The 24,514-nt window shown below is 54.1% G+C and carries 19 protein-coding genes; 10 read left to right on the top strand and 9 right to left on the bottom strand.

Features of this window, described 5'->3' with window-relative positions:
- Positions 1–5 precede the first annotated feature (5 nt).
- Positions 6–665, top strand: coding sequence for an NAD(P)H-dependent oxidoreductase (locus tag ACFQ1Z_RS01395; RefSeq protein ID WP_379054895.1), 660 nt, complete (start codon positions 6–8; stop codon positions 663–665).
- Between the two features lie 98 nt (positions 666–763).
- Here the strand turns inward: ACFQ1Z_RS01395 and ACFQ1Z_RS01390 are convergent, their stop codons facing one another.
- The gene (locus ACFQ1Z_RS01390; RefSeq protein ID WP_379054893.1) at positions 764–1,384 is read right to left on the bottom strand and encodes a DedA family protein; all 621 of its coding nucleotides are present in this window, start codon (positions 1,382–1,384) and stop codon (positions 764–766) included.
- Positions 1,385–1,602: 218 nt separating this feature from the next.
- Complete coding sequence (mfd, locus tag ACFQ1Z_RS01385; RefSeq protein WP_379054891.1) at positions 1,603–4,995, bottom strand: transcription-repair coupling factor; 3,393 nt, start codon at positions 4,993–4,995, stop codon at positions 1,603–1,605.
- 173 nt (positions 4,996–5,168) lie between these two features.
- Between mfd and rpiA the strand changes: the two genes are divergently transcribed.
- The gene (gene rpiA, locus ACFQ1Z_RS01380; protein WP_379054889.1) at positions 5,169–5,843 is read left to right on the top strand and encodes a ribose-5-phosphate isomerase RpiA; all 675 of its coding nucleotides are present in this window, start codon (positions 5,169–5,171) and stop codon (positions 5,841–5,843) included.
- Between the two features lie 20 nt (positions 5,844–5,863).
- Positions 5,864–7,333: a membrane-bound lytic murein transglycosylase MltF gene (gene mltF / locus ACFQ1Z_RS01375; protein ID WP_379054887.1), complete on the top strand. Its 1,470-nt coding sequence runs from the start codon at positions 5,864–5,866 to the stop codon at positions 7,331–7,333.
- Positions 7,334–7,352: 19 nt separating this feature from the next.
- Here mltF and serS read toward each other — a convergent pair whose 3' ends face one another.
- The 4 genes from serS to ACFQ1Z_RS01355 all read right to left on the bottom strand — a co-directional run bounded on the left by serS (position 7,353) and on the right by ACFQ1Z_RS01355 (position 13,582).
- Complete coding sequence (gene serS, locus ACFQ1Z_RS01370) at positions 7,353–8,627, bottom strand: serine--tRNA ligase (protein WP_379054885.1); 1,275 nt, start codon at positions 8,625–8,627, stop codon at positions 7,353–7,355.
- 632 nt (positions 8,628–9,259) lie between these two features.
- Positions 9,260–10,570 (bottom strand): replication-associated recombination protein A, encoded by a 1,311-nt coding sequence (locus tag ACFQ1Z_RS01365; protein ID WP_379054883.1) that lies wholly within the window; start codon positions 10,568–10,570, stop codon positions 9,260–9,262.
- A 23-nt stretch (positions 10,571–10,593) separates the two neighbouring features.
- Positions 10,594–11,187, bottom strand: a complete 594-nt coding sequence (gene lolA / locus ACFQ1Z_RS01360; protein WP_379057149.1) for an outer membrane lipoprotein chaperone LolA — start codon at positions 11,185–11,187, stop codon at positions 10,594–10,596.
- An 82-nt stretch (positions 11,188–11,269) separates the two neighbouring features.
- Positions 11,270–13,582: a DNA translocase FtsK gene (locus ACFQ1Z_RS01355; protein WP_379054881.1), complete on the bottom strand. Its 2,313-nt coding sequence runs from the start codon at positions 13,580–13,582 to the stop codon at positions 11,270–11,272.
- 109 nt (positions 13,583–13,691) lie between these two features.
- Here ACFQ1Z_RS01355 and ACFQ1Z_RS01350 point away from each other — a divergent pair, with 109 nt between their 5' ends.
- The 3 genes from ACFQ1Z_RS01350 to ACFQ1Z_RS01340 all read left to right on the top strand — a co-directional run bounded on the left by ACFQ1Z_RS01350 (position 13,692) and on the right by ACFQ1Z_RS01340 (position 16,186).
- Complete coding sequence (locus tag ACFQ1Z_RS01350) at positions 13,692–14,156, top strand: Dps family protein (RefSeq protein WP_379054879.1); 465 nt, start codon at positions 13,692–13,694, stop codon at positions 14,154–14,156.
- A 439-nt stretch (positions 14,157–14,595) separates the two neighbouring features.
- On the top strand, positions 14,596–15,546 hold the full coding sequence (gene trxB / locus ACFQ1Z_RS01345; protein ID WP_379054877.1) for a thioredoxin-disulfide reductase: 951 nt from the start codon (positions 14,596–14,598) through the stop codon (positions 15,544–15,546).
- 91 nt (positions 15,547–15,637) lie between these two features.
- The gene (locus ACFQ1Z_RS01340) at positions 15,638–16,186 is read left to right on the top strand and encodes a Smr/MutS family protein (protein ID WP_379054875.1); all 549 of its coding nucleotides are present in this window, start codon (positions 15,638–15,640) and stop codon (positions 16,184–16,186) included.
- 98 nt (positions 16,187–16,284) lie between these two features.
- On the opposite strand, the gene ACFQ1Z_RS01335 is transcribed toward ACFQ1Z_RS01340, so the two are convergent.
- Positions 16,285–16,920 carry a glycine zipper 2TM domain-containing protein gene (locus ACFQ1Z_RS01335; protein ID WP_379054873.1) on the bottom strand — a complete coding sequence of 212 codons (636 nt, stop codon included), beginning with the start codon at positions 16,918–16,920 and terminating at the stop codon, positions 16,285–16,287.
- 126 nt (positions 16,921–17,046) lie between these two features.
- Positions 17,047–17,712: a Crp/Fnr family transcriptional regulator gene (locus tag ACFQ1Z_RS01330; protein ID WP_379054871.1), complete on the bottom strand. Its 666-nt coding sequence runs from the start codon at positions 17,710–17,712 to the stop codon at positions 17,047–17,049.
- 231 nt (positions 17,713–17,943) lie between these two features.
- Here ACFQ1Z_RS01330 and ACFQ1Z_RS01325 point away from each other — a divergent pair, with 231 nt between their 5' ends.
- From ACFQ1Z_RS01325 to ACFQ1Z_RS01315, 3 genes are read left to right on the top strand one after another with little or no spacing between them, the layout of a single operon-like run.
- On the top strand, positions 17,944–18,279 hold the full coding sequence (locus ACFQ1Z_RS01325; RefSeq protein WP_379054869.1) for a metalloregulator ArsR/SmtB family transcription factor: 336 nt from the start codon (positions 17,944–17,946) through the stop codon (positions 18,277–18,279).
- Between the two features lie 9 nt (positions 18,280–18,288).
- Positions 18,289–18,720, top strand: coding sequence for a TIGR01244 family sulfur transferase (locus ACFQ1Z_RS01320; RefSeq protein WP_379054867.1), 432 nt, complete (start codon positions 18,289–18,291; stop codon positions 18,718–18,720).
- 38 nt (positions 18,721–18,758) lie between these two features.
- A complete protein-coding gene (locus ACFQ1Z_RS01315; protein ID WP_379054865.1) occupies positions 18,759–19,985 on the top strand; it encodes an NAD(P)/FAD-dependent oxidoreductase in 1,227 nt (408 codons plus the stop codon).
- Here ACFQ1Z_RS01315 and ACFQ1Z_RS01310 read toward each other — a convergent pair.
- Positions 19,982–21,487, bottom strand: coding sequence for a M17 family metallopeptidase (locus ACFQ1Z_RS01310; RefSeq protein ID WP_379054863.1), 1,506 nt, complete (start codon positions 21,485–21,487; stop codon positions 19,982–19,984). The two genes, ACFQ1Z_RS01315 and ACFQ1Z_RS01310, sit on opposite strands and share 4 nt — an antisense overlap.
- A gap of 304 nt (positions 21,488–21,791) precedes the next feature.
- On the opposite strand from ACFQ1Z_RS01310, the gene aceE reads away from it, so the two are divergent.
- Entirely contained in the window at positions 21,792–24,461 is a 2,670-nt protein-coding gene (aceE, locus tag ACFQ1Z_RS01305) for a pyruvate dehydrogenase (acetyl-transferring), homodimeric type (RefSeq protein WP_379054861.1), read from the top strand.
- The last annotated feature ends 53 nt before the right edge of the window (positions 24,462–24,514 follow it).

Genomic DNA, 24,514 nt, shown 5'->3' with positions numbered 1-24,514 from the left:
CATTGATGATAGAACGACAAGCCATACTGGACGCATTCCAGTTCCGCCATGCCTGCAAGGAGTTTGATGCCGGCAAGCAGATCCCCGCTGCAGAATTCGAGTTGATACTGGAATCTGCCCGCCTGTCACCGAGCTCGTTCGGTTTTGAGCCGTGGCACTTTATCGTGGTGCAGGACAAAGCCTTGCGTGAGAGCCTGAAACAGCATGCCTGGGGCGCACCGCTGAAACTGGATACTGCCAGCCACTTTGTCTTGTGCCTGGCCATGAAATCGCCGTTTCTGGACCCTAAAGGTGATTACCTGCCAAAGTTTATGCGTGAAGTTCAGCATCATCCGCAGGAAGTAGCAGATATGCGTTTGGGCTTTTATACCCAGTTCCAGCAATCGGATTTTGACCTGAGCGACGAACGCAAGCTGTTCGACTGGGCCAGCAAGCAATGCTATATCCCGCTCGCCAACATGATGACAGTGGCAGCCATGCGCGGCATAGACTCATGCGCTATCGAAGGTTTCAAGCAGAAGGAGACCGATGCGCTGCTGGCCGAACAGTTTGGCGTGGACCTGGCGCAGTATGGGCTGGCGTATATGGTGGCGTTTGGCTACCGCAAACATGAACCCAGGCCGAAAACGCGCCGCGAGCTAGCGCAAGTGGTGAGCTGGAAATAAGCCGATACGCCTGATAAAAGCTGCTTTAATAAAAAGCTGGACCTACAAAAAAAGCTGCCTGGGGGCAGCTTTTTTGCAGCTTTCTGGCAACTATTTGTTTATGCCTCGTGCTCGTTCTTAAAATGCCTGCGCACATACCAGATGATGAAGATCACGCCCAGCGCGGCGATCACGTAATGCGATTCATGGAAATAGACTTTGAGGTCTTCCCAGTGCTGGCCGGCTTTCATGCCTATATAACCCAGCGCCCAGCACCACAGCAGTGAACCGGCAAAGGTGTAACCGATAAAGCGGGTCATGTTCATGCGTGCCACACCAGCCGGAAAGGCAATAAAGGTACGCACCGCCGGCAGCAAGCGGGCAATAAAAATAATGATCTCGCCATGCTCTGCAAACCAGCGGTCTGCCATATCGAGGTCTTTTTTACTGATCAGCACATATTTACCGTATTTTTCAACCAGCGGACGGCCGCCGTACATGCCCAGATAATAGGCAGGGATAGACCCCAGCACACAGCCTATCGCGCCGGCCAGGGCGATGCCCCACAGAGTCATTTCACCTTTGGTGACCAGGAACCCGGCAAACGGCATGATGATCTCTGAAGGCAAGGGGATACAGGCCGATTCGATCGCCATTAATAATACGATACCGCCATAGCCCATGGTGGAGATGACGCTCATGATCCAGGTGGCGACTGCGGCTAAGATTTTTTCCAGCATATTGTTCTACCAAATAATGTCATTGTTGTTGTCTGAGGTGCGCTTTTTTGCTCGCTGTAGCTTGTGAAACGGCCGCGTGCGCGACCATCATACGGTCAAAGCGCTCACGCGTCTATTTCTGTCCTGCGCTTACGCGACCATGACTGTCATTCTGTCTGAGCAACCACTGCTTGAGAATATGCTGACAGCCAGTCCGGTTTTCTCGCCTGCCCCGCGCGCTAACTGAATTCTTTCAATAGCGTTTTCACCAGTTCTACCCGGTGATTGAGGTTGCCCAGCTGCACGGTGACGCGCAGTTTATCCGGCCCGTTCATGCGGCAGCGCTTGTCGCGTTGCAGCAGGCTGACCAGTTTCATCGGGTCTATATCGGCTTTGACATTGAACTGCAACTGTATGGCCGCATCCGAGGCATCTACCTTGATGATGCCCAGCGGTTTTGCCGCGATGCGCAGGCGGTGGCAGGCGATCAGCGCTTCACCTGGTTCTGGCAGCAGGCCGAAACGGTCTATCAGCTCTTCCTGCATCACATCCAGCGCTTCGTCGTCTTCGCAGTTGGCCAGGCGTTTATAGAGCACCAGGCGCTCATGCACGTCCGGGCAATAGTTGTTGGGAAGCAAGGCCGGCGTATGCAGGTTGATCTCTGTGGTCACCCCCAGCGGCGAATCGAGGTCAGGCTCTTTGCCTGCTTTCAGCTGTTTCACGGCATGGTTGAGCATATCGGAATACAAGGTGAAGCCTATCTCCTGCATCTCGCCGCTCTGGCTATCGCCAAGCAGTTCGCCCGCGCCGCGTATCTCCAGGTCATGCATGGCCAGGTGGAAACCGGCACCCAGGTCTTCCAATAGCTGTATCGCATCCAGCCGTTTTTGTGCTTGTGGCGTGATGGTGCGGTGGGGGTCTGTCAGCAGATAGGCATACGCCTGGTGATGGCTGCGGCCTACGCGGCCACGCAGCTGGTGTAACTGTGCCAGGCCGAACATATCGGCGCGATTGATGATCATGGTGTTGGCCGTGGGCACATCAATGCCGGTCTCGACGATGGTGGTGCATAACAATAAATTGCTGCGTTGCTGGTAGAAATCGCGCATCACATGTTCCAGCTCGCGTTCACGCAATTGGCCGTGGCCGATGGCGATACGCGCTTCGGGCAAGAACTTCTCCAGTTTTTCCTTCATCACATAAATGGTATCGACCTCGTTATGCAGGAAATACACCTGACCGCCACGTTTGAATTCGCGCATCACCGCTTCGCGTATGATGCCTTCGGAATACTCGACATGGAAGGTTTTGATCGCCAGCCGCTTTTGTGGTGGTGTGGAGATGACAGAAAACTCGCGCAGGCCTTCCATGGCCATGCTCAAGGTACGCGGGATAGGCGTCGCGGTCAGGGTGAGCACATCCACCTCGGCGCGCAGGGCTTTCATCTGTTCTTTCTGGCGTACGCCGAACCTGTGTTCCTCATCGAGGATAGCCAGCCCCAGGTTCTTGAATTTCACATCTTTCTGGATCAGCCTGTGCGTACCTATGATGATATCTATGCTGCCATTCTCCAGGCCTTTGAGCGCTTCGGCCTGCTCTTTGGCAGAGCGGAAACGCGAGATCTCGGCGATTTTGATCGGCCATTCGGCAAAGCGGTCTACAAAATTCTGGTAGTGCTGCTCTGCCAGTAAGGTGGTCGGCACCAGCACAGAGACCTGGCGGCCGCCCATCACTGCCACAAATGCAGCGCGCAAGGCGACTTCGGTCTTGCCAAAGCCGACATCGCCACACACCAGCCTGTCCATGGGGCGGCCTGATTGCATGTCTTTAATGACATTTTCTATCGCTTCCAGCTGGTCTGGCGTCTCTTCAAACGGGAAACCCTCACAGAAAGCTTCGTAATCCTGCAGGCTCAGGGTGAATGCATGGCCGCGGCGTGCGGCTCGTTGTGCGTATAGATTGAGCAATTCAGCCGCGGTATCGCGGATCTGCTTGAGTGCTTTTTTCTTGGCTTTTTCCCACTGGCCGCTACCCAGTCTATGCAGGGGGGCGCTTTCCGGCGGGCCACCGGAATAGCGTGAGATCAGGAACAGCTGCGATACCGGCACATATAATTTATCTTCGCCGAAATATTCGATCAGCAGTAACTCAGTCTCGCCTTCACCAAAGTCGATGTTGACCAGGCCTTTGTAACGCCCTACGCCATGCTGCTCGTGCACCACCGGGTCATCCAGGCGCAATTCGGAGAGGTCTTTGAGCATGCCCTCGGCATTACGCGCTTTCTCCTGGTTGCGGCGGCGTTGCTGGCGCACGGTGCTGGCATACAGCTCGGCTTCGGTGATGACTGCCATTTCGCCGTCAACAAACCCCTGGTGCAATGGCGAGACGCCGAGCATGACCTCGAACTTGCTGTGCTCAAACCCGGCCCAATCCTCGGCCAGTGAGAAAGTGATGCCATGCTCGCTGAACAGTTGCGCGATGGTTTCGCGGCGACCCAGGCTTTCTGCCGCTATAAGCACGCGGCCAGCAAACTGCCGGATAAAGCCCTGCAATTTATGCAGTGGCTGTTCAGCCCTGCGGTCTACTTCTACCGGCGCCAACGTGGTCACGTTCTGTATCTGCTGATGCACCAGCGCAAATGCATGCGTCTGCTTGAAGAACTCATCGGTTTTTTGCAGCAGGCTCTCTGGCCGCAGTATCGGTTTTTCGGCATCGTAAGCCATCAGTCTGTGCCGGCTGTTGGCATCGGCCCAGAACGTTTGTGCGGCTTTATCGAGGTCACCATGCAGGCACAACACGGTTTGCCTGGGCAGGTAATCGAACAGGCTGGCAGTTTGCTCAAAAAACAATGGCAGATACCATTCAACGCCGCCGCTGGCAGTGCCTTTGCTCACATCCTTGTAGATCTTTGCGCGCTGCGGGTCACCTTCAAAATATTCGCGGAACTGGCTGCGGAACAGGCTGATACCGGCTTCATCCATAGGAAACTCGCGCGCCGGCAACATGCGTATCTCGGTGACAGGGTAGACACTGCGCTGGGTATCGATGTCAAACGTGCGTATGGTTTCGATCTCGTCATCGAACAGGTCTATGCGGTAAGGCAGCGTGCTGCCCATAGGGTACAGATCCACCAGCCCGCCGCGCACACTGAACTCGCCCGGGCTCATCACCTGGCTGACATGATGGTAACCGGCCTGTGCACACTGGTTGCGCAAGGCATCCACATCCAGCTTCTGGCCTTTTTTCAGCATAAAGGTATGCGCTGACAGGTAGGCCACCGGCGGCAGGCGCAGCAAAGCGGTGGCGATAGGCACTATCACCACGTCGCTGTTGTTCTGGCTGAGCTGGTATAGCGTGGACAAGCGCTCGGAGATCAGATCAGGATGCGGCGAGAACACATCGTAAGGCAGCGTCTCCCAGTCTGGCAGCAGATGCACCTCTACGCCTTTGGCGAAATAAGGGATCTCATCCATCAGGCGCTGCGCTTCAAACGCGTTGGCGGTTAAAATCACCAGCGGCGATTGTGTTGCTTTTAAACCACAGGCCAATTCGGCCAGTGCTTTACTGTCCAACCCCTGACTGTGAAAAGAAAAACGCTGCGGATGTCCAATGACGGGAAGAGAAACTGCCATAAAAGAATAAAATCTTATTGCTCAGGTTAGGTGAGTAGTTCTTGGCGAATCTGCCGAGTTTGCTATTATAACTGCAAGCGTCCGCTGGCTGTACCGGCATTATAATGAGACGCCAGAGCGATCACGGTACACAGATACAGGTTTGTGGGTAAATCCGGCACGGAGATAAACATATGAACGATAAACAGGCCGTCGCGCTGGAAGCAGCCAGCTACGTCAAGAACGATATGATTGTTGGATTGGGCACAGGTTCCACCGCCAATTATTTTATTGAGGCATTAGCCGCCCGCCAGCAGCAGGAGAAGCTGCGCATCACTACGGTGGCCAGCTCCAACATCAGCATGATCAAAGCGCAGTCTGCCGGATTGACGGTATTGAGCCTGGCACAGTTGAGCGAGATAGACCTTTACGTGGATGGCGCTGACGAGATCACTGCCGACAACAGCCTGCTCAAGGGCCGTGGTTACGACCTGGTGATGGAGAAATTGCTGGCCAGGGCGGCAAAAGAATTCATCGTAGTAGCCGACAAAAGCAAGCTGGTCAGCCGCATAGGCGAAAATTATCCTATCCCGGTAGAAGTAATGCCGTTTGCCTGGCAAGCGGCCAAACGCAGCATAGAGGCGCTGGGCGGTAGCGGCGATTTACGCCCCAATGCCGCAAAAGATGGCCTCTGTATCACCAGCCATGGCAGCCTGGTGCTGGACATGCGCTTTGACGCCAGCATAGACAGCCACCAGTTGAATGCTTTGCTCAACAATATCCCCGGTGTGGTCGAGCATGGTGTTTTTGCCAGGCTGGCCAGCAGGATACTGATCGCAGACCAGGGCAAGATAGAAACACGGGCTTAATCGCTTTTCGTCCCTGACTTATGCGTTTTTTAACCCGTATTTGCACGTGCCATGCCTGGCAATGGCTGTTCATCACCTGTTTGTGCGGCGGCCTGCTCGCCTGTAACGAGCCGGCCACGCCAAGGCAGGTAGCGCAGCCTAAGCCTAAACCCGACCCCTACACTATCCGCTTTGTCACCATTAACAGCCCGGATACCTATTTCATAGATAGCCAGAATAATTATGCCGGGCTGGAATATGATCTGGCCAAACGCTTTGTCGATTTTCTGGGGCCGCCCTACAAGCTTGAATTCATAGTGGTGGAGAGTTTTGACAAGGTTTTTCCTGCCCTGATGCGTGGCGATGCCGATATTGCGGCGGCGGATATCAGCATCACCGCCTCGCGCAAACGCCAGTTTTTGTTTGGGCCGGCCTTTAACCAGGTGCAGTCCATGGTGGTGTATAACCGCGACCAGAACAGCGAACCAGCCAAGCCGGATGCCTTGTTCAATAAAAGGATAGTGCTGCCCAAAAGCACCAGCTTTGTCGAACGCATGCGTGAATTGCAGTCACAGCATCCGCAACTGACCTGGCGCGAAACTGAAAAACTCAGTTCCGAGCAGTTGATAGAAGCAGTCGCGCGCAATGAGATAGACTTTACCGTGGCAGATAACCATCTGCTGGCCATCATGCAATACCTTTATCCGCAACTGGATGCCGGCCTGATGCTGGGCCCGGTCGACAAGATCGCCTGGGCACTGAACAAGTTTTCCGGCGAGGAAAGACTGAAACAGGTGCAGGCGTTTTTCAAGCAGTTAGAAAAAGACGGCACCCTGCGCAACCTGCTGGACCGCTATTATGGCCACACCAAACGCCTGAAACAGGTGGATGTGGCGACTTTTCTGAGTAAATCCAACACCCTGCTGCCCAGATATACGCGGCTGTTCAAAGGTGCGCAAGAAGTGACTGACATAGACTGGCGCCTGCTGGCGGCCCTGAGTTACCAGGAATCGCACTGGGATAACTACAGCACCTCGCCGACCAATGTGCGTGGCCTGATGATGCTCACCGAGCAGACCTCCAACATGATGAACGTCACCAACCGGCTGGACCCGCAGCAAAGCATCATGGCCGGGGCCAAATTCATGCTCTGGCTCAAGGACCGCCTGCCGGCGCGCATTCCCGAGCCTGACCGCACCTTTATGACCCTGGCTGCCTACAATAATGGTGTGGGCCACCTCGAAGATGCGCGCATCATCGCGCAACGGCTGGGCCTCAACCCGGATAGCTGGGCCGATGTGAAACGCGGCTACCAGCTGCTCAATGACCCTGAACATTATGTGCATGCCAAGCATGGTTACTGTAGCTGTGGCGCGCCGGTGATCTACACCGAGTTGGTGCGCAGCTATTACCAGATCATGCAGAAATACTACCCGGTTTACGAGCCTGGCCTGGACCCTTACAAGATCGCAGATAACAAAATGCCCTGGTTGTTAGCCAGGGCAGAATAAAACAGCAGCAGGTTTGCGCTTAAAGCGTGATGGCGGTCTTGCCACCCATATAAGGCTGTAACGCTTTGGGGATAGTCACACTGCCATCCGCATTCTGGTTATTCTCCAGCACCGCCACCAGCGTACGCCCCACCGCCAGGCCAGACCCGTTCAAGGTATGCAGCAATTCAGGCTTGCCATTGGCGTTCCTGAATCTGGCCTGCAAACGGCGTGCCTGGAAAGCTTCGCAGTTAGACACAGAGGAGATCTCACGGTAGGTATTCTGCGCCGGCAACCAGACTTCCAGGTCATAGGTTTTGGCGGCGCCAAAACCCATATCACCGGTACATAATGCAACCACGCGATAAGGTAATTCCAGTGCCTGCAACACGTTTTCGGCATGGCTGACCATCTCTTCCAGCGCCTGGTAACTGTTTTCAGGGTGCACGATCTGCACCATCTCGACTTTATCAAACTGGTGCTGGCGTATCATACCCTTGGTATCACGGCCATAAGAACCGGCTTCGGATCGGAAGCAAGGCGTATGCGCGGTCAGCTTGATAGGCAGTGATTCCAGCGCCACGATCTCGTCACGCACGGTGTTGGTCAAGGTCACTTCTGAAGTCGGGATCAGGTACAGCTTGCTATCGTTATGCGGCGTGACGAACAAGTCTTCCTCAAACTTGGGCAACTGCCCGGTGCCTACCAGCGTCTCGCGGTTGACCATATATGGCGTGTAGCACTCGGTGTAACCATGTTTTTCAGTCTGCGTATCCAGCATGAACTGGGCGATGGCACGGTGCAATCTGGCGATCTGGCCTTTCATCAGGGTAAAACGCGCACCGGACAATTTGGCCCCGGTGTCAAAATCCAGCCCCAGTGGCGCCCCGACGTCGGCATGGTCTTTCACCTCGAACTCGAAACTGCGTGGTGTGCCCCAGCGGCGGACCTCTATATTCTGGCTTTCATCAGCACCCACTGGCACGCTCTCGTGCGGCAGGTTAGGCACATTCAGCATCAATGCCTGCAGCTTGGCCTGCACCTCGCTCAACTGCGCTTCAGCAGCCTTGAGCTCATCACCCAGGCCAGCCACTTCTGCCAGAATGGCACTAGCACCTTCACCTTTAGACTTGGCTATGCCTATCTGCTTGGAAGCAGTGTTGCGTTTAGCCTGCAGGTTCTCGGTGTTGGTCTGTATGGTTTTACGCTCTGCTTCCAGCGCTTTGAACACATCGGCCGGAAAATCAAACTTGCGCGCTTTCAGGCGCGCAGTGACATTGTCCAGGTCGTTTCTAAGTTGTTGTATATCTAACATAATTACCTTAAATTTTTATTAGCCACAGAGGACACAGAGTTCACAGAGAAAATCTTTTATCACATTGACTAAGCTTGCTTTTCTCTGTGAGCTCTGTGGCTGAGTTATTTCTTAACTTTTCTATCCAGATCTTTCAGGTGATTCAGTTTTTCGCTTATTTTACCTTCCAATCCACGCGAGCTGGATTAGCCACAGAGAACACAGAGGCCACAGAGAAATTCTTTTATCACATTCACTAAGCTTGCTTTTCTCTGTGAGCTCTGTGACCTCTGTGGCTGAGTTATTTCTTAGCTTTTCTATCCAGGTCTTTCAAGTGGTTCAGTTTTTCGCTATTTTACCTTCCAATCCACGCGAGCTGGATTAGCCACAGAGAACACAGAGGTCACAGAGAAATTCTTTTTATGACATTCACTAAGCTTGATTTTCTCTGTGAGCTCTGTGACCTCTGTGGCTGAGTTATTTCTTTGCTTTTCTATCCAGGTCTTTCAGGTGATTCAGTTTTTCGCTTATTTTACCTTCCAATCCACGCGAGGTGGATTAGCCACAGAGAACACAGAGGCCACAGAGAAATTCTTTTATCACATTCACTAAGCTTGCTTTTCTCTGTGAGCTCTGTGACCTCTGTGGCTGAGTTATTTCTTAGCTTTTCTATCCAAATCTTTCAGGTGATTCAGTTTTTCGCTTATTTTACCTTCCAATCCACGCGAGGTGGGCTGGTAAAATTCTTGCGCCGGTAAATCATCGGGGAAATACTGTTCACCGGCGGCGTAAGCGTCGGGCTCATTGTGTGCGTAGCGGTATTCTTTGCCGTAGTCCAGCGCCTTCATGAGTTTGGTCGGCGCATTGCGCAGATGCAAGGGCACCATGCGCGATTTATCCTGCGCGACAAACGCTTTGGCCTGATTATAGGCCATATACGCAGCATTGCTTTTGGCCGCCACTGCCAGGTAGATCACGGCATTGCTCAGCGCCAACTCACCTTCCGGCGAGCCTAACCGCTCGTAAATCTGTATCGCTTCCAGCGCGATGGTTTGTGCTTTGGGGTCGGCCAGGCCTATATCTTCTACCGCCATGCGTACTATGCGGCGTGCCAGGTAGAGCGGGTCTGCGCCGCCATCCAGCATGCGCATGAACCAGTACAGGGCGGCATTCGGGTTAGAGCCGCGCACCGATTTATGCAGGGCAGAGATCTGGTCGTAAAATGCTTCGCCGCCTTTATCAAAGCGGCGCAATTTGCTGGCCATGCTGGCTTGCAGGAAAGCATCATCAATGGCATTGATCTTGGCGACCACGGCACCGTTAAACAACCCTTCGGCAAAGTTGAGCAAGCGTCTGGCATCGCCATCGGCATAATCCAGTATCTGCTCCTTGACCGTGGCGGTAAGCGTGATTTGCGGCGCCACTTTCAGGCGCGCACGTTCCAGCAACTCGGCCAGCTCTTCTTCAGTCAGGGCGGCCAGCACGAATACCTGCGACCGGCTCAGCAACGCGCTGTTGACTTCGAATGAAGGGTTCTCGGTGGTCGCACCGATAAAGGTGATCAGGCCGCTTTCGACAAACGGCAAAAAAGCATCCTGCTGGCCTTTGTTGAATCTATGCACCTCGTCGACGAACAATATGGTGTTGCGGCCGGTCTGCTGCAGAGTCAGCTCTGCGCGTTCTACCGCTTCGCGGATATCCTTGATGCCGGACAACACCGCAGACAAAGGCACGAACTCGGCTTCTGCGGTTTGCGCGATCAGGCGCGCCAGCGTGGTTTTGCCCACGCCAGGTGGCCCCCACAATATCATGGAAGGTAACTTGCCGGATTCAAACGCGCGCCGCAAGGGCTTGCCTTCGCCCAGCAGATGCGTTTGCCCTACCACCTCATTCAGTGTTTTCGGGCGCAGTTGCTCGGCGAGCGGGACGGAAGAAGGTGTTTGTGGTTCAAACAGGGATGACATATTGCCTGGGTGCCGGTGAATATTTATTCACCGACCACATCCACCCCTTTAGGAACAGTGAACAGGAACTGGCTGGTGTTGAGCGCCGGGTTCACCTCTACCGCAGAGAACACGATATGGGTACTTTGATTGAACGCATCCACCAGGCGCATCTCGGCCAGCTTGCCATGATTAAAGGAAATGATCACCACCTGAAAGCCGCTGTCTTTCTGCTTGGGCTTGGCTTGCACGCGTTGCAGGCCCTCATAATCGACCAGGCGGGAAAGACGGAAACTCTCTTCCACATTGGGCCCGCCTGCCAGCAAAGCGGCCGGGCTGGTGCCCAGCACCTTGTCCAGCGTACGCACACTGACCTGTTGCAGATCGATATCGAACAAGAATACCTGCTGGCCATCGCTGATGATCTGCTGCTCATAGGGCTTCTGGTAATCCCAGCGGAACTTGTTGGGCCGCTGCAACAGCATATTGCCATTGACCTCTTGCAGCTTGCGGCCCTTCTGGTCGAACACGGTCTGCTTGAACTGCGCGCGCATGGATTGCGTGGACTGGTAGAACTGCTTTAAATCATCGACGCCATCGGCGTGGGCGGACCAGGGGCAGCATAAAGCGCTGAGCATGACAGCCGTACCTATGCTGCGTGCGCAGGTTCTGGCTGCGCTGGAAAAAAACACGGCTAAACCTTTGCCGTTGAATGACTGTTTACTCATGGTCGCCACCTGCTTTCACTAACACTTCACGGTTACCATTACTTTGCATCGCGGATACCAAACCTGCACGCTCCATATCTTCTATCAATCTTGCCGCACGGTTATAGCCTATGCGCAGCTGGCGCTGCACTGAGGAAATAGACGCACGGCGGGTTTTCAACACTATCGCCACCGCTTCGTCATACAGCGGGTCTTTTTCGCCACCGGCATCATCGCCGCCGGACAGACCATCGATGTCACCACCTTCGGTCTCATTGGTCAGAATGCCATCTATGTAATTAGGTTCACCCTGCGCCTTGAGGAAGTTGACGACATTGTGCACCTCGCCATCGCTGACAAAGGCGCCATGGATACGCTGCGGATAGCCGCTGCCTGGCGGCAGGTAGAGCATATCACCCTGGCCGAGCAGGGTTTCGGCACCCATCTGGTCGAGGATGGTGCGTGAGTCTATCTTGCTGGAAACCTGGAAAGCCACCCGCGTCGGCACGTTGGCCTTGATCAGGCCGGTGATCACATCGACTGAAGGTCTTTGAGTCGCCAGCACCAGGTGGATACCCGACGCCCGCGCCTTTTGCGCCAGGCGCGCGATCAGTTCTTCCACTTTCTTGCCGACCACCATCATCAGGTCGGCCAGTTCGTCGATGACGACGACGATCAATGGCATTTCGTCCAGTGGCTCCGGCTCATCCGGTGTCAGGCTGAACGGGTGCGGAATAGAAGTACCCTGTTTTTTAGCTTCCTGTATCTTCTGGTTATAGCCTGCCAGGTTACGTACACCCAGGGTGGACATCAGTTTATAGCGACGTTCCATCTCGGCCACACACCAGTTCAGCGCATTGGCCGCCTGGCGCATATCTGTCACCACCGGTGCCAGCAGGTGCGGTATGCCTTCATAGACCGACAACTCCAGCATTTTCGGGTCTATGAGAATCATGCGCACGCGGTTGGCTTCGGATTTGTAGAGCAGGCTCAGGATCAGCGCATTGATCGCCACCGACTTACCGGAGCCGGTAGTACCCGCCACCAGTACATGCGGCATTTTTGCCAGATCGGTCACGATAGGCTTGCCGGCGATATCCTTACCCATGGCAATGGCGATAGGTGAATTCATATCGGCATAGGCCTGGCTGCCCATGATTTCTGATAAAGACACGATCTGGCGTTTGGGGTTGGGGATCTCCAGGCCCATATAGCTTTTGCCGGGGATGGTTTCGACCACGCGCACGCTGATCACGGATAATGCCCGCGCCAGGTCTTTGGAAAGATTGGTGATCTGGCTGCCTTTTACGCCGGGGGCCGGGTCCAGCTCATAGCGCGTGATGACCGGGCCAGGCTGGGCGATCACTACTTTGACTTCTATGCCAAAGTCCATCAGCTTGCGCTCTATCAGGCGCGAAGTGAAATCCAGTGTCTCTGCCGATTGCAGTTCCACCGATTGATTAGGTGCATCCAGCAGATGCAGCGCGGGCAGGCCTTCCTGGCCTATGGTTTCAAACAATACGGCCTGTTTTTCCTTGACCACACGTTCACTGGGCACCACCAGTACTTCAGGCACGCTGATCTCCACCGGCTTGCGGTCTTCCACCCGCTTGCGCTCAGCCTCAACGAACTCTTCGCGCGCCTGCAGCGCCTGGCGCCCGACTTTGCGGTCTTGCCAGTCCTGAAACTTGAGCGTACTCCACTGGTGAAAATGTATCACCCACTCGCCCAGACGCTCGCTCATACTGATCAGTGACCAGCCGGTGAACAGGCTGAAAGCGGTGGCAAACAGTACCAGCAACAGCATGGTAGAACCGGCAAAGCCGAACATATTGCGCAGCAGATGATCGATGCCGCTGCCTATCACGCCGCCCTGTTTTAAAGGAAAGTCGGCAGGAAAGCTGACCAGGTGGCCGGACTCCAGCGCCGCCGAAGCCAGCAACAACAAGGCAAAACCGACGCCGTTCAGCCACCAGTCCTGTCTTTCCATGGCGTCCAGATGCAGGCGCTGATACATCAGCCACACCACATAAAAGGCCAATACCACGAACCACCAGGATGAAAAACCAAACAGGGAAAGTAATACATCGGCGATCCAGGCACCTACCGTGCCGCCGGCATTGTGAATAATGTCATTTTCGCCTATGGCGTGTGTCCACCCCGGGTCCTCATGCGAGTATGATGCAAGGATGACGGCCAGAAATACCCCGAGGGCGGCCAATGCTATCCAGCCGACTTCGCGCAGCAGTTTGGCATCGCGCAGTTGTTTTTCTGTCGATACTTTTTCCAAACGGGCGTTGGATACATTTTTTTTATTAAAAAACAATGCGTTATCTCTTTCTTTACGCAAGTGAACTTAAATGATTATAACAAAATCAAATTGCACACAGGCACTCTAGCTTTTAAAATACATTCAACGACAATAAGGAGACACCATGGACATCGGTATTAATAATAAAGACAGGCACGAAATTGCTGAGGGGGTATCAAAACTGCTGGCAGATACTTATACCTTGTATCTGAAAACCCATTACTTCCACTGGAATGTCACCGGGCCGATGTTCAACACCTTGCACCTGATGTTTGAGACACAATATACCGAGCTGGCACTGGCAGTCGACCTGATCGCCGAGCGTATCCGTTCACTGGGTGTATATGCCCCGGGCACCTACGCGCAATTCTCCAAACTGACTTCTATTCAGGAAACCATAGATGTGCCTAAAGCACAGGATATGATCAGCGAACTGGTCGCTGGTCACGAAGCGGTTTGTAGGACCGCCCGCAGCGTGTTCCCGGCTGCTGAAAAAGCCGCTGATGAAGCCACCGCTGACCTGCTGACCCAACGTTTGCAACTACATGAAAAAACCGCATGGATGTTACGCAGCTTATTAGAAAAATAAGCTACGTTGCGGTTTTTCGGCGTAGGCTAACTCGGCGCAGCCGATGTTAAGCAAAGCGGCCGGAGCCAAAAAACCGCATGGATGTTACGTAGCTTATTAGAAAAATAAGTTACGATGCGGTTTTTCGGCGTAGGCTAACTCGGCATAGCCGATGTTAAGCAAAGCGGCCGTAGCCAAAAAACCGCATGGATGTTACGTAGCTTATTAGAAAAATAAGCTACGATGCGGTTTTTCGGCGTAGGCTAACTCGGCGCAGCCGATGATAAGGAAACGGCCGTAGCCAAAAACCCTATGCGTAGCCTGCTGGAGAAATAAGCTTTACAGCATCACCGGTAGCAGCACGATTTATTGAGCAACAAAATCTGGGGATGACACCTTGCAACAGGTGCTTTCATCCCCATTTTATTGAAAATATCCCTTAGCAAAAAGAAAGAAAAGTATGGCGACCAAGCATGCGCGTTTATTGATCCTGGGCTCTGGCCCTGCCGGTTACAGTGCAGCCGTTTACGCGGCCCGTGCCAATTTAAGTCCGGTCCTGATCACCGGCCTGGCGCAAGGTGGTCAATTAATGACGACGACTGAAGTGGATAACTGGCCTGCGGATGCCGACGGCGTGATGGGTCCGGAATTGATGGAGCGTTTTCAAAAACACGCCGAGCGTTTCAATACCGAAATGATTTTTGACCATATCCACACCACGCACCTGAAAGAAAAACCGATACGCCTGGTGGGTGATAACGGTGAATATACTTGTGATGCCCTGATCATTGCCACTGGTGCCTCAGCCAAATATTTGGGCCTGCCCAGCGAAGAAGCTTTTGCCGGCAAAGGCGTGTCTGCTTGTGCCACTTGCGATGGCTTTTTCTACCGCAACCAGGAAGTAGCGGTGATAGGCGGCGGCAATACGGCGGTGGAAGAAACCCTGTATCTGTCCAACATTGCCAGCAAAGTGACATTGGTGCACAGACGCGACAAATTCAAGGCAGAAGCCATACTGGTAGACAAGCTGATGGAACGCGTGAAAGAAGGCAAAGTGGTGCTGGAGACTTTCCACACCCTGGATGAAGTGCTGGGCGACAACAGCGGCGTCACCGGCATGCGTGTGAAAGACGTCAACTCCGGCACCAGCAAAGAGGTGCCATTGAAAGGCGTATTCATCGCCATTGGCCACCAGCCGAATACGCAGATCTTTGAAGGCCAGCTGGAGATGGAAGGCGGTTATATCGTCACCCAGGCCGGCCGTCAGGGTAACTTTACCGCGACCAATATCCCCGGCGTATTTGCTGCCGGTGATGTGCAGGACCATATTTACCGTCAGGCGGTGACCAGTGCCGGCACCGGTTGTATGGCAGCACTGGATGCCGAACGCTACCTGACCAGCCTGGAATAAATGGTCAGCTGAATGAAAAGCGTAGCCAGGTGTATCACCTTGCTGCGCTTTTTTTCTTTTAAAAGCGGCCACTAGCTAATAAACTATCGCCATGACCAAGGATGCGCCCAAGCCTGAGGATGACGACGACATTCAGCTGTTTCACGAAGCAGTCAAAGGCGCGCGCCCGGTAGCACCCAAACGCATACTGCACAGCCCGAAAAAGCCCAAACCCATCCCGCGGCAATTGATACGCGACGAACAGCAGGCGCTGATCGATTCATTGAGTGACCACTATATCCCCGCTTATGAACTGGAAAGCGGCGAAGAACTGCTCTACCTGCGTGACGGCCAATCGCCGCTGGTGTTGAGCAAATTGCGCCGTGGCCACTGGGTGGTGCAGGCCCATATCGATCTGCATGGGCTGATCAGTGATGAGGCCAGGCTGTATGTGTCCGAGTTTATTGCCGGCTGCAAAAAGCGCGGCCTGCGTTGCGTACGCATAGTGCATGGCAAAGGGCTGGGCTCAAGAAATAAAGAGCCGGTACTCAAACACAAATTGCGCAACTGGCTGATGCAGAAAGACGAAGTGATCGCCTATGCCCAGGCCAGACAGACCGATGGCGGCAGCGGCGCCGTGATCGTGCTGCTCAAAGCATAAACGCGACACCTTTACAGGTATCGCGTTTTTTATTTCACCGGTTTATTCGGTTTATTCAGGTGCTGACATGGCAGTGTCTGCTGTACCTGCTTTTATTCCTAGTACCGGCGTGGCTGGTGCCCAGGGTGGCCTTTATTGCCTTTAGGGCGGCGATCTGACAAACGATAATCAGATGCACGGTAAGCCGCCGGGCGGTAAACCACAGGTACAGGCTGGATCTGGGTGTGATGCGGCCGCATCAGCACGCTAACCTCCATCACCGGGCCCGGGTCTCTGTCCATCAGCGTGCTGTACTGGCGGCCCTGATATTCGTAATTAACGACATAGCCTGTGGTCACGGTCTGCCACTGGTCAACCACGACACACTGCTCTACCGGGCGTGTCACCACCCGCTCACGGCTGTAGACATTCTGATTACCCACCCGGTCACCGACGATAGCACCCACGCCGGCACCTACCGCGGCAGCGGCCACACGGCCACCGCCCTTACCTATGGTGCTGCCCAGCAAACCACCGGCCACACCACCAATGATGGCGCCGGTGTTAGAACGTGCCGGTTGCTCATAGACGGTTTCCCTGACATAGCCGGTATGGCATTCCTGGCGTGGCTGGTTGATCTGCTGCACTTGCGGGCTCACAGACAGCACTCTCGCTCTGTCTATAAATTGCGCGTCAGCCCACGCCATCTGGCTGCTTGCCATCAATACCACACTTAAACCTATCAGTTTACGCATACACTTTCTCCTCTCAACAGCCTGCTTGATGCAGTTATTCACCTAACGTGCATTCAATCACGGCAGAGGACGGCTGAATGTATCGGTGTGTGGAGGATTTGTATCACGCCAGATACAGCCAGTAGGTTACTGACTGCTGTTGGCCAGTTTGAGCAACTCGCCGCGCTGCTGGATCTCTATCACGCCACGGCCCATGCTCAGCCAGCCTTTCTGCTCCAGGCGTTTTAACTGGCGGCTGATGACTTCACGCGCGGTGCCCAATTCATCGGCGATCTGCTGATGCGTGCGTTGTATGGTGTTGTTGCCTATATCGAGCAGACATTTGGCCAGGCGTGCGTCCAGTGTCTGAAAAGCCACTTCGTCCAGCAACACGATCAGGTCGCTGATCAGTGCCCCGTAATTCTGCATCACGTATTGCCTGAACACCGGCGAATCTATCATCAGGCGCTGGAAGATCGCATCCGGCACAATCACATCTTCGATCGCCTCTTCCACTATGGTAGAAGCCGGGTACTGGCTATTGCCCAGCAGGCAGGTGGTGGTAATGACGCAAGTCTCACCGGCGCCTACGCGGTAAAGCAGGATCTCGCGTCCGCTAGATGACATCTTGTAGACGCGCGAGCGGCCCTTGAGGCGGAGTACATAACCGCTACAGTGATCGCCTTCCTGATAGCCTATGGTGCCTACCGGCGCTTCAACGATACGCGCGTACTGTAACAATAATTTTTTGCCTGGTTCTTCCAGCGCTTCCAGCTCCGGAAAAAGACTCATCCATGAGAGTGATTGCATCATCTGTTTTGCCCCGAATTGTTTTTGTTGATGTCTGAGTCAGCGTGTCTACACACATGAAGTTCTGTGCACATCAAGTCACACAGAAAGAACCATGACAGACTTTTATGCGATAAACTTTATCATAATTGGATCATCAGCCGTCATGACAGTGACACGCCGTCACCGTCATATGATTCAAAAACACCAATTCATACAATATAAAAATAATGTTCTTCATAGGGGTAGTATGCAATGTCTGAGATCACAACGAATATTTTTGAACAGTTAAGAGCATCGGCCGACCAGGCCAGCAGCCTGTTGAAGGTGATGGCCAATAGCGACAGACTGATGTTGTTATGCCAGCTCTCGCAAGGCGAGAGATCCGTCAGCGCCCTGGAAAGCAATTTGAATTTACGCCAACCCAGCCTGTCACAACAATTAACAGTCCTGCGTGAAGCACAGCTGGTCATCACCCGCCGCGAAGGCAAAAATGTGTTTTACCGTATCAGCAGCCCGGCCGCACTGGCAGTGATACAGGTGTTGCACCGCGAGTTCTGCCAGCAGGCTGTCCGTTACGAAAGCGCTTAGGAGTCAGGTATGGAAATCAAACAAATAGACCAGCGTTTCAGTGTCGCAGGTCAGTTAACTGCCGCTGATGTGCAGCAAATCGCCGACCAGGGTTTTAAACTGCTGATCAACTTCAGGCCAGATGGTGAAGGCGGTGAAGCACAGCCAGCCAATGCCATATTGGCAGAACAGGCGCAGGCGCTAGGTTTGCACTATGCCTATATTCCTGTCATCCCCAACCAGGTCCAGTCCAGCGATGTAGATCAGTTGCGTGATTTTTTAACGCAACACCCGGGTCAGGCACTGGGCTTTTGCCGTACCGGCAACCGTGCCGGCAATGTTTACCAGCAGGTGTTGCAGTCAGGCAAACTGGGACACGACGCGGACAAACCTGCCTGTTGCCAGCCACAGACCACAGAGGAAAACCTGTCTTCGCGTGTATTGGGCTGGATTAAGCGGTAAGATTGGCAAGATCGATCTTAGTGTGAGCAAACAGACTTATGAGCAACAATACATTTGAAGTAGTCATCGTCGGTGGCGGCAGCGCAGGCTGTGCCATTGCCGCCAGCCTGAAAAAGCGCGCCCCGGCGCTGAAGATCGCCATCATAGAACCTGCTGCCCAGCATTATTACCAGCCGGCATGGACCCTGGTAGGTGCTGGCGAGTTTGATGTGAATAAAACCGTCAGACCCATGGCGCAGGCCATACCGGACGGGGTGACCTGGTTGCAGAGCGCGGTGACTGCCTTTAACCCGGCTGACAAAACAGTCAGCACTGCCACATTGGGCGATATTCAATATGAACAACTGGTGGTGGCCGCCGGACTGAAGCTGAACTGGGAAGGCATTAAAGGCCTTAGCGAGACCCTGGGCCAGCATGGGGTCACCTCCAATTACCGCGTCGACCTCGCGCCGTATACCTGGAAACTGGTGCAGGAGTTGCAATCCGGGGTCGCGATTTTTACCCAACCAGGCATGCCTATCAAATGCGCAGGCGCACCGCAGAAAGCACTTTATCTTTCCTGCGCCGAATGGCTGGGCAAAGGCCGCCTGGGTAAGATCAAAGCGTCGTTTTACACTTCTACCCCCGCCTTGTTTGGCGTGAAGGAATACGTAGAGCCATTGATGCAGTATATACGCCGCTACCAGGTAGACCTCAACCTGAACAGCACCCTGGTAGAAGTGGATGGCCAGTCTAAAACGGCCTGGTTCAATGTTAAAGATGTAGACGGCAATATCAGCCGCATCAGCAAAACTTTTGATTTACTGCATGTGGTGCCACCACAAACAGCGCTGGACTTCATCAAGCAAAGCCCGCTCGCCAATGCAGACGGCTGGGTTGAAGTCGATCAGCACAGCTTGCAGCATGTGAAGTACCCCGAGATCTTTAGCGTAGGTGATTGCACCAGCACGCCAAATGCTAAAACAGCGGCAGCTGCACGCAAGCAGGTAGTGATTGCCGCCGAAAACCTGCTGGCGCAACGGCAAGGCCAGGCTTTGCCATCGCATTATGATGGTTATGGCTCCTGCCCGCTGACGGTAGAAAAAGGCAAGATCATACTTGCCGAATTTGGCTATGGCGGCAAGATAGTGCCGACTTTTCCCTGGGATTCAACCAAACCACGCCGCTCTGCCTGGCTGTTGAAGAAATATGTTTTACCCTGGCTGTACTGGAACCTGATGCTCAAAGGCCGTGAGTGGCTGGCACGCTGCGGTGCCTGCGGTTAGGCCTGCGCACTCTGAGCCAGCAGGCCCTCTAGCCAGCGCAAGGTCAGTGCCACACCAAAACCATTGACCTCGCTGGCGACCGCGCCCAAGCCGTCTTTGTGCGCATAAGCAGACAGATCGACGTGGCACCAGGCGGTATCCTGCTCAATAAACTTGCCGAGAAAGCGCGCAGCGATGATATGGTCAGCATCGCTTTCCATGGTGCATTGCTTGATATCGGCGATCTCGCTATCCAGTTCACTGTCATAATCCGATGCATAGGGGAAAGCCACCACGCGCTCGCCACTCTCCACGCCAGCCGCCACCATCTGCATTACCAATTCAGCGCGATTGGCGACTATGCCGCTCATGCGTGAGCCCAGCGCCGTCTGCATACTGCCGGTGAGCGTGGCGTAATCCAGCATCACATCCGGCTGCTCGCGACTGGCCAGGGTCAGGGTATCAGCCAGCACCATACGGCCCTCGGCATCGGTATGCACGATTTCTATGCTCATGCCATTCAGCGCGGTGACCACATCATTCTGCTTGTAGGCATTCGGCCCGATATGGTTCTGCGCAATCGCCAGCCAGCAATCGACATTCACCGCCAGCTGTTGCGCGCTGATGGCCTGCAACACGCCCACCGCCACCGCACTGCCATTCATATCCTGGTGCATGCCCTGCATGTATTTGGCCGACTTCAGGTTATGGCCGCCGGTATCAAAGCAAATGCCTTTGCCGACCAGGGCGATGGTTTTTTGCGCCTGCGCATGGCGGTAGGACAATTTGACGATGGCGGCATCCTGCGGCGCAGAGCCTTGTGCCACGGCCACGAATGCGCCCGCCCCCATAGCCACCAGCTGTGGGTAATCCCACTCGGTATATTGCCAGTGCTGGCTGGCCGCCAGTGCCTGCAAACGTGCACGGTAAAGTTGCGGCGTTTGCTGATTGGGCGGCGTGAGCGTGAGGGTGCGGCACAAAGTATTGCCAGCCACCGCGGCCTCGACTTCGGCCACCCACGGCAGTGCCTGCACACCAAAGACACGGATATCCACCAATTCACCAGTCTTGTGTTCGCCAGACTGGGTATTAGCTTTGGGCTCGCGTTTAAGCACTGGCAGTGGCTGCGCATTCACTAGCGCCACATACGCCGCATGACGGGCGATCTGGCTGCTATGGTCGTGGTCGGCAGAATCAGAGACTATAGCGATGGCAAGGCGATGCGGACGTTCGGCCAGCAAGGGTTTGACCGCCTGCCTGAGCAATGTCAGCTGTTCAAAAACCGATAGCGCAGTGTTGATCTGCACCGCACTGAGCAGTGCGCCGTTCGCCAGCTCCAGGCTGACAGGCTTTTCAGCCATATCAGCTAAAGATTGCCGGCTGCGCTTGAGTTTATGCGCCAGTGCCGTTTGGAACGGCATGGTTTCAGGCAGGGTGTCGACAAACACCAGTAGCAGATGCTGGGAAAAATCCAGCATGGCGGTTTCGTTTATCGCAGAATCATGGGTCCAGTGTATAGCCATACAGTCAGAAAACACTCTTATATAAAATATCAAATAAACGTAGCAAATACCTGTAGTTAGCCATTGTTAATTCATGCAAAACTTGACCAAAAGCACCAAAAAAGAGACACTTACGGCTGATTGAAAGGTTGGCCTCCCGCATCACTATGGGGACGCGCAACGTGATACCATTAAAATAACAAGTATCCGATTTCGGAACCCCTTCTTGGTAATCAACAATTGCTCAACTCCAGGCACTGATACTTAATGAAGTACAGACCTGGATTATACGCACAGCGACTTAAAACTCGGAGAATCCTCACGCATGGCAACGCATTCGCAAGCACACCTCAATGAAACTGATGCTCAAGAAACCCAGGAATGGTTAGACGCACTCAGTGCAGTAATTGAGAATGAAGGGCCAGAACGTGCCCACTTCCTGCTGGAAGCAATGATAGATCAGGCCCGTCGTTCCGGCGGCCATTTGCCGTACAAAGCAACGACCTCCTACGTCAACACCATTCCAACGCATCAGCAAAGCAAACTGCCTGGTGACCCTGAAATGGAGCGCCGCATCCGCGCCCTGATCCGCTGGAACTCCATCATGACCGTGCTGCGCGCCAACGAAAAATCGCCAGGCATAGGCGGTCACATCGCCAGTTTCCAGTCAGCAGCGACTTTGTATGACGTTGCCTTTAACCACTTTTTCCGTGCGGCGAATGAAAGCTTCGGCGGTGACTGCGTCTATTTCCAGGGCCACTCATCACCAGGCGTTTACGCGCGTGCTTTCCTTGAAGGCCGCATTACCGCTGAGCAAATGGATAATTTCCGCCAGGAAACCGGCGGCAATGGCCTTTCCAGCTACCCTCACCCATGGTTGATGCCGGATTTCTGGCAGTTCCCTACCGTGTCTATGGGCCTGGGCCCATTGGCAGGTATCTACCAGGCGCGTTTCCTCAAATACCTGCATAATCGCGGTATTGCAGACACGGCTGACCGTAAAGTATGGGTATTCTGTGGCGATGGCGAGATGGATGAGCCGGAATCACAAGGCGCGATCTCACTGGCCGCGCGTGAAGGCCTGGACAACCTGATCTTTGTCATCAACTGTAACCTGCAACGCCTGGATGGCCCGGTGCGTGGTAACGGCAAGATCATCCAGGAACTGGAATCCAACTTCCGTGGCGCCGGCTGGAACGCGATCAAAGTCATCTGGGGCTCTTACTGGGACCCGTTGCTGGCCATGGACAAAGACGGCCTGCTGCGCAAACGCATGGAAGAGTGCGTGGATGGTGAGTACCAGAACTTCAAGCAAAAAGGTGGCGCGTATACGCGTGAGCACTTCTTTGGCAAATATCCTGAACTGCGTGAGATGGTGGCGGCTATGTCCGACGCTGATATCTGGCGCCTGAACCGTGGCGGTCATGACCCGCACAAGGTCTATTCAGCTTACCATGCGGCAGTCAACCACAAAGGCCAGCCTACCGTGATCCTGGCCAAGACCGTTAAAGGTTACGGCATGGGCGACGCCGGTGAAGGCCAGAACACCACTCACCAGCAAAAGAGCATGGACATTTCTTCACTGAAAGCTTTCCGTGACCGCTTTGACCTGGCACTGACTGATGAGCAGGTAGAAAGCCTGTCTTACTACCATCCTGGCGCAGATAGCCCGGAAATCAAATACATGATGGAACGCCGTGCGGCATTGGGCGGCTTTGTGCCTGCACGTAGACGTAAAGGTAACGAGTTGACCGTGCCTGAGCTGTCTGCCTTTGAAAACATGCTGGGCGCGACCGGTGAGCGTGAGATCTCCACCACCATGGCCTTCGTGCGTATCTTGTCTACCCTGGTGCGTGACAAACAGATTGGCAAATATGTAGTGCCTATCGTGCCGGATGAAGCGCGTACCTTTGGTATGGAAGGCATGTTCCGTCAGCTGGGTATCTACTCATCTGTAGGCCAGCTCTACGAGCCACAGGATTCCGACCAGGTGATGTTCTATAAAGAATCACAAAGCGGCCAGATCCTCGAAGAAGGTATCAACGAAGCCGGTTCATTCGCCAGCTGGCTGGCTGCCGCCACGTCTTACAGCGTGACCGGCACCCAGATGATCCCGTTCTACATCTACTACTCCATGTTCGGTTTCCAGCGCATAGGCGACTTTGCCTGGGCTGCTGGTGACAGCCGTGCGCGTGGTTTCCTGCTGGGAGCGACTGCCGGCCGTACCACCCTGAACGGTGAAGGCTTGCAGCACGAAGATGGCCACAGCCACCTGATGTCTGCCACCATCCCTAACTGCGTGAGCTACGACCCGACTTTCTCTTATGAGCTGGCCGTGATCATTCAGGAAGGTATGCGCCGCATGGTGCAGAACCAGGAAGATGTGTATTACTACATCACCCTGATGAACGAGAACTACACCCACCCTGCCATGCCGGAAGGCAGTGCCGAAGGCATACTCAAAGGCATGTACAGCTTCAGCAAATCCAAAGCCAAAGGCCCGAAAGTACAACTGATGGGTTCAGGCGTGATCCTGCGCGAAGTGATTGCAGCAGCAGAGTTGCTGGAGAAAGACTGGGGCGTGTCTGCTGATATCTGGAGCGTGACCAGCTTTACAGAATTGCGCCGCGAAGGCATAGATGCCGAGCGTAAAAACCTGCTCAACCCTGAAGCCAAACCGACCCTGAGCTATGTAGCCCAGTCGCTGGCCAAGGCAGAAGGTCCGGTGATCGCGTCTACCGACTACATGCGCTCATTTGCTGACCAGATCCGCAACTTTGTACCTAACCGCTTTGTGGCACTGGGTACCGACGGTTACGGCCGCTCTGACTCACGCGAGGCATTGCGCAGCTTCTTTGAAGTAGACCGTTACTACGTGGTACTGGCCGCGCTGAAAGCCCTGGCTGATGATGGCAAACTACCAGCCAGCAAAGCAGTTGAAGCGATCAAGAAATACAATATCGATATCAGCCGCGCCAACCCGACAACGATTTAACAAGTGACACCGGTACTGCTTGCGATGCAGTACCGCGTTTTTATAAAGGTTTA

The organism is Methylophilus luteus (genome assembly GCF_042676265.1).
Taxonomy (GTDB): Bacteria; Pseudomonadota; Gammaproteobacteria; order Burkholderiales; family Methylophilaceae; genus Methylophilus; species Methylophilus luteus.
The sequence above is the reverse complement of the archived record's forward strand: the minus strand, read 5'-3'. Positions and strand labels throughout refer to the sequence as shown.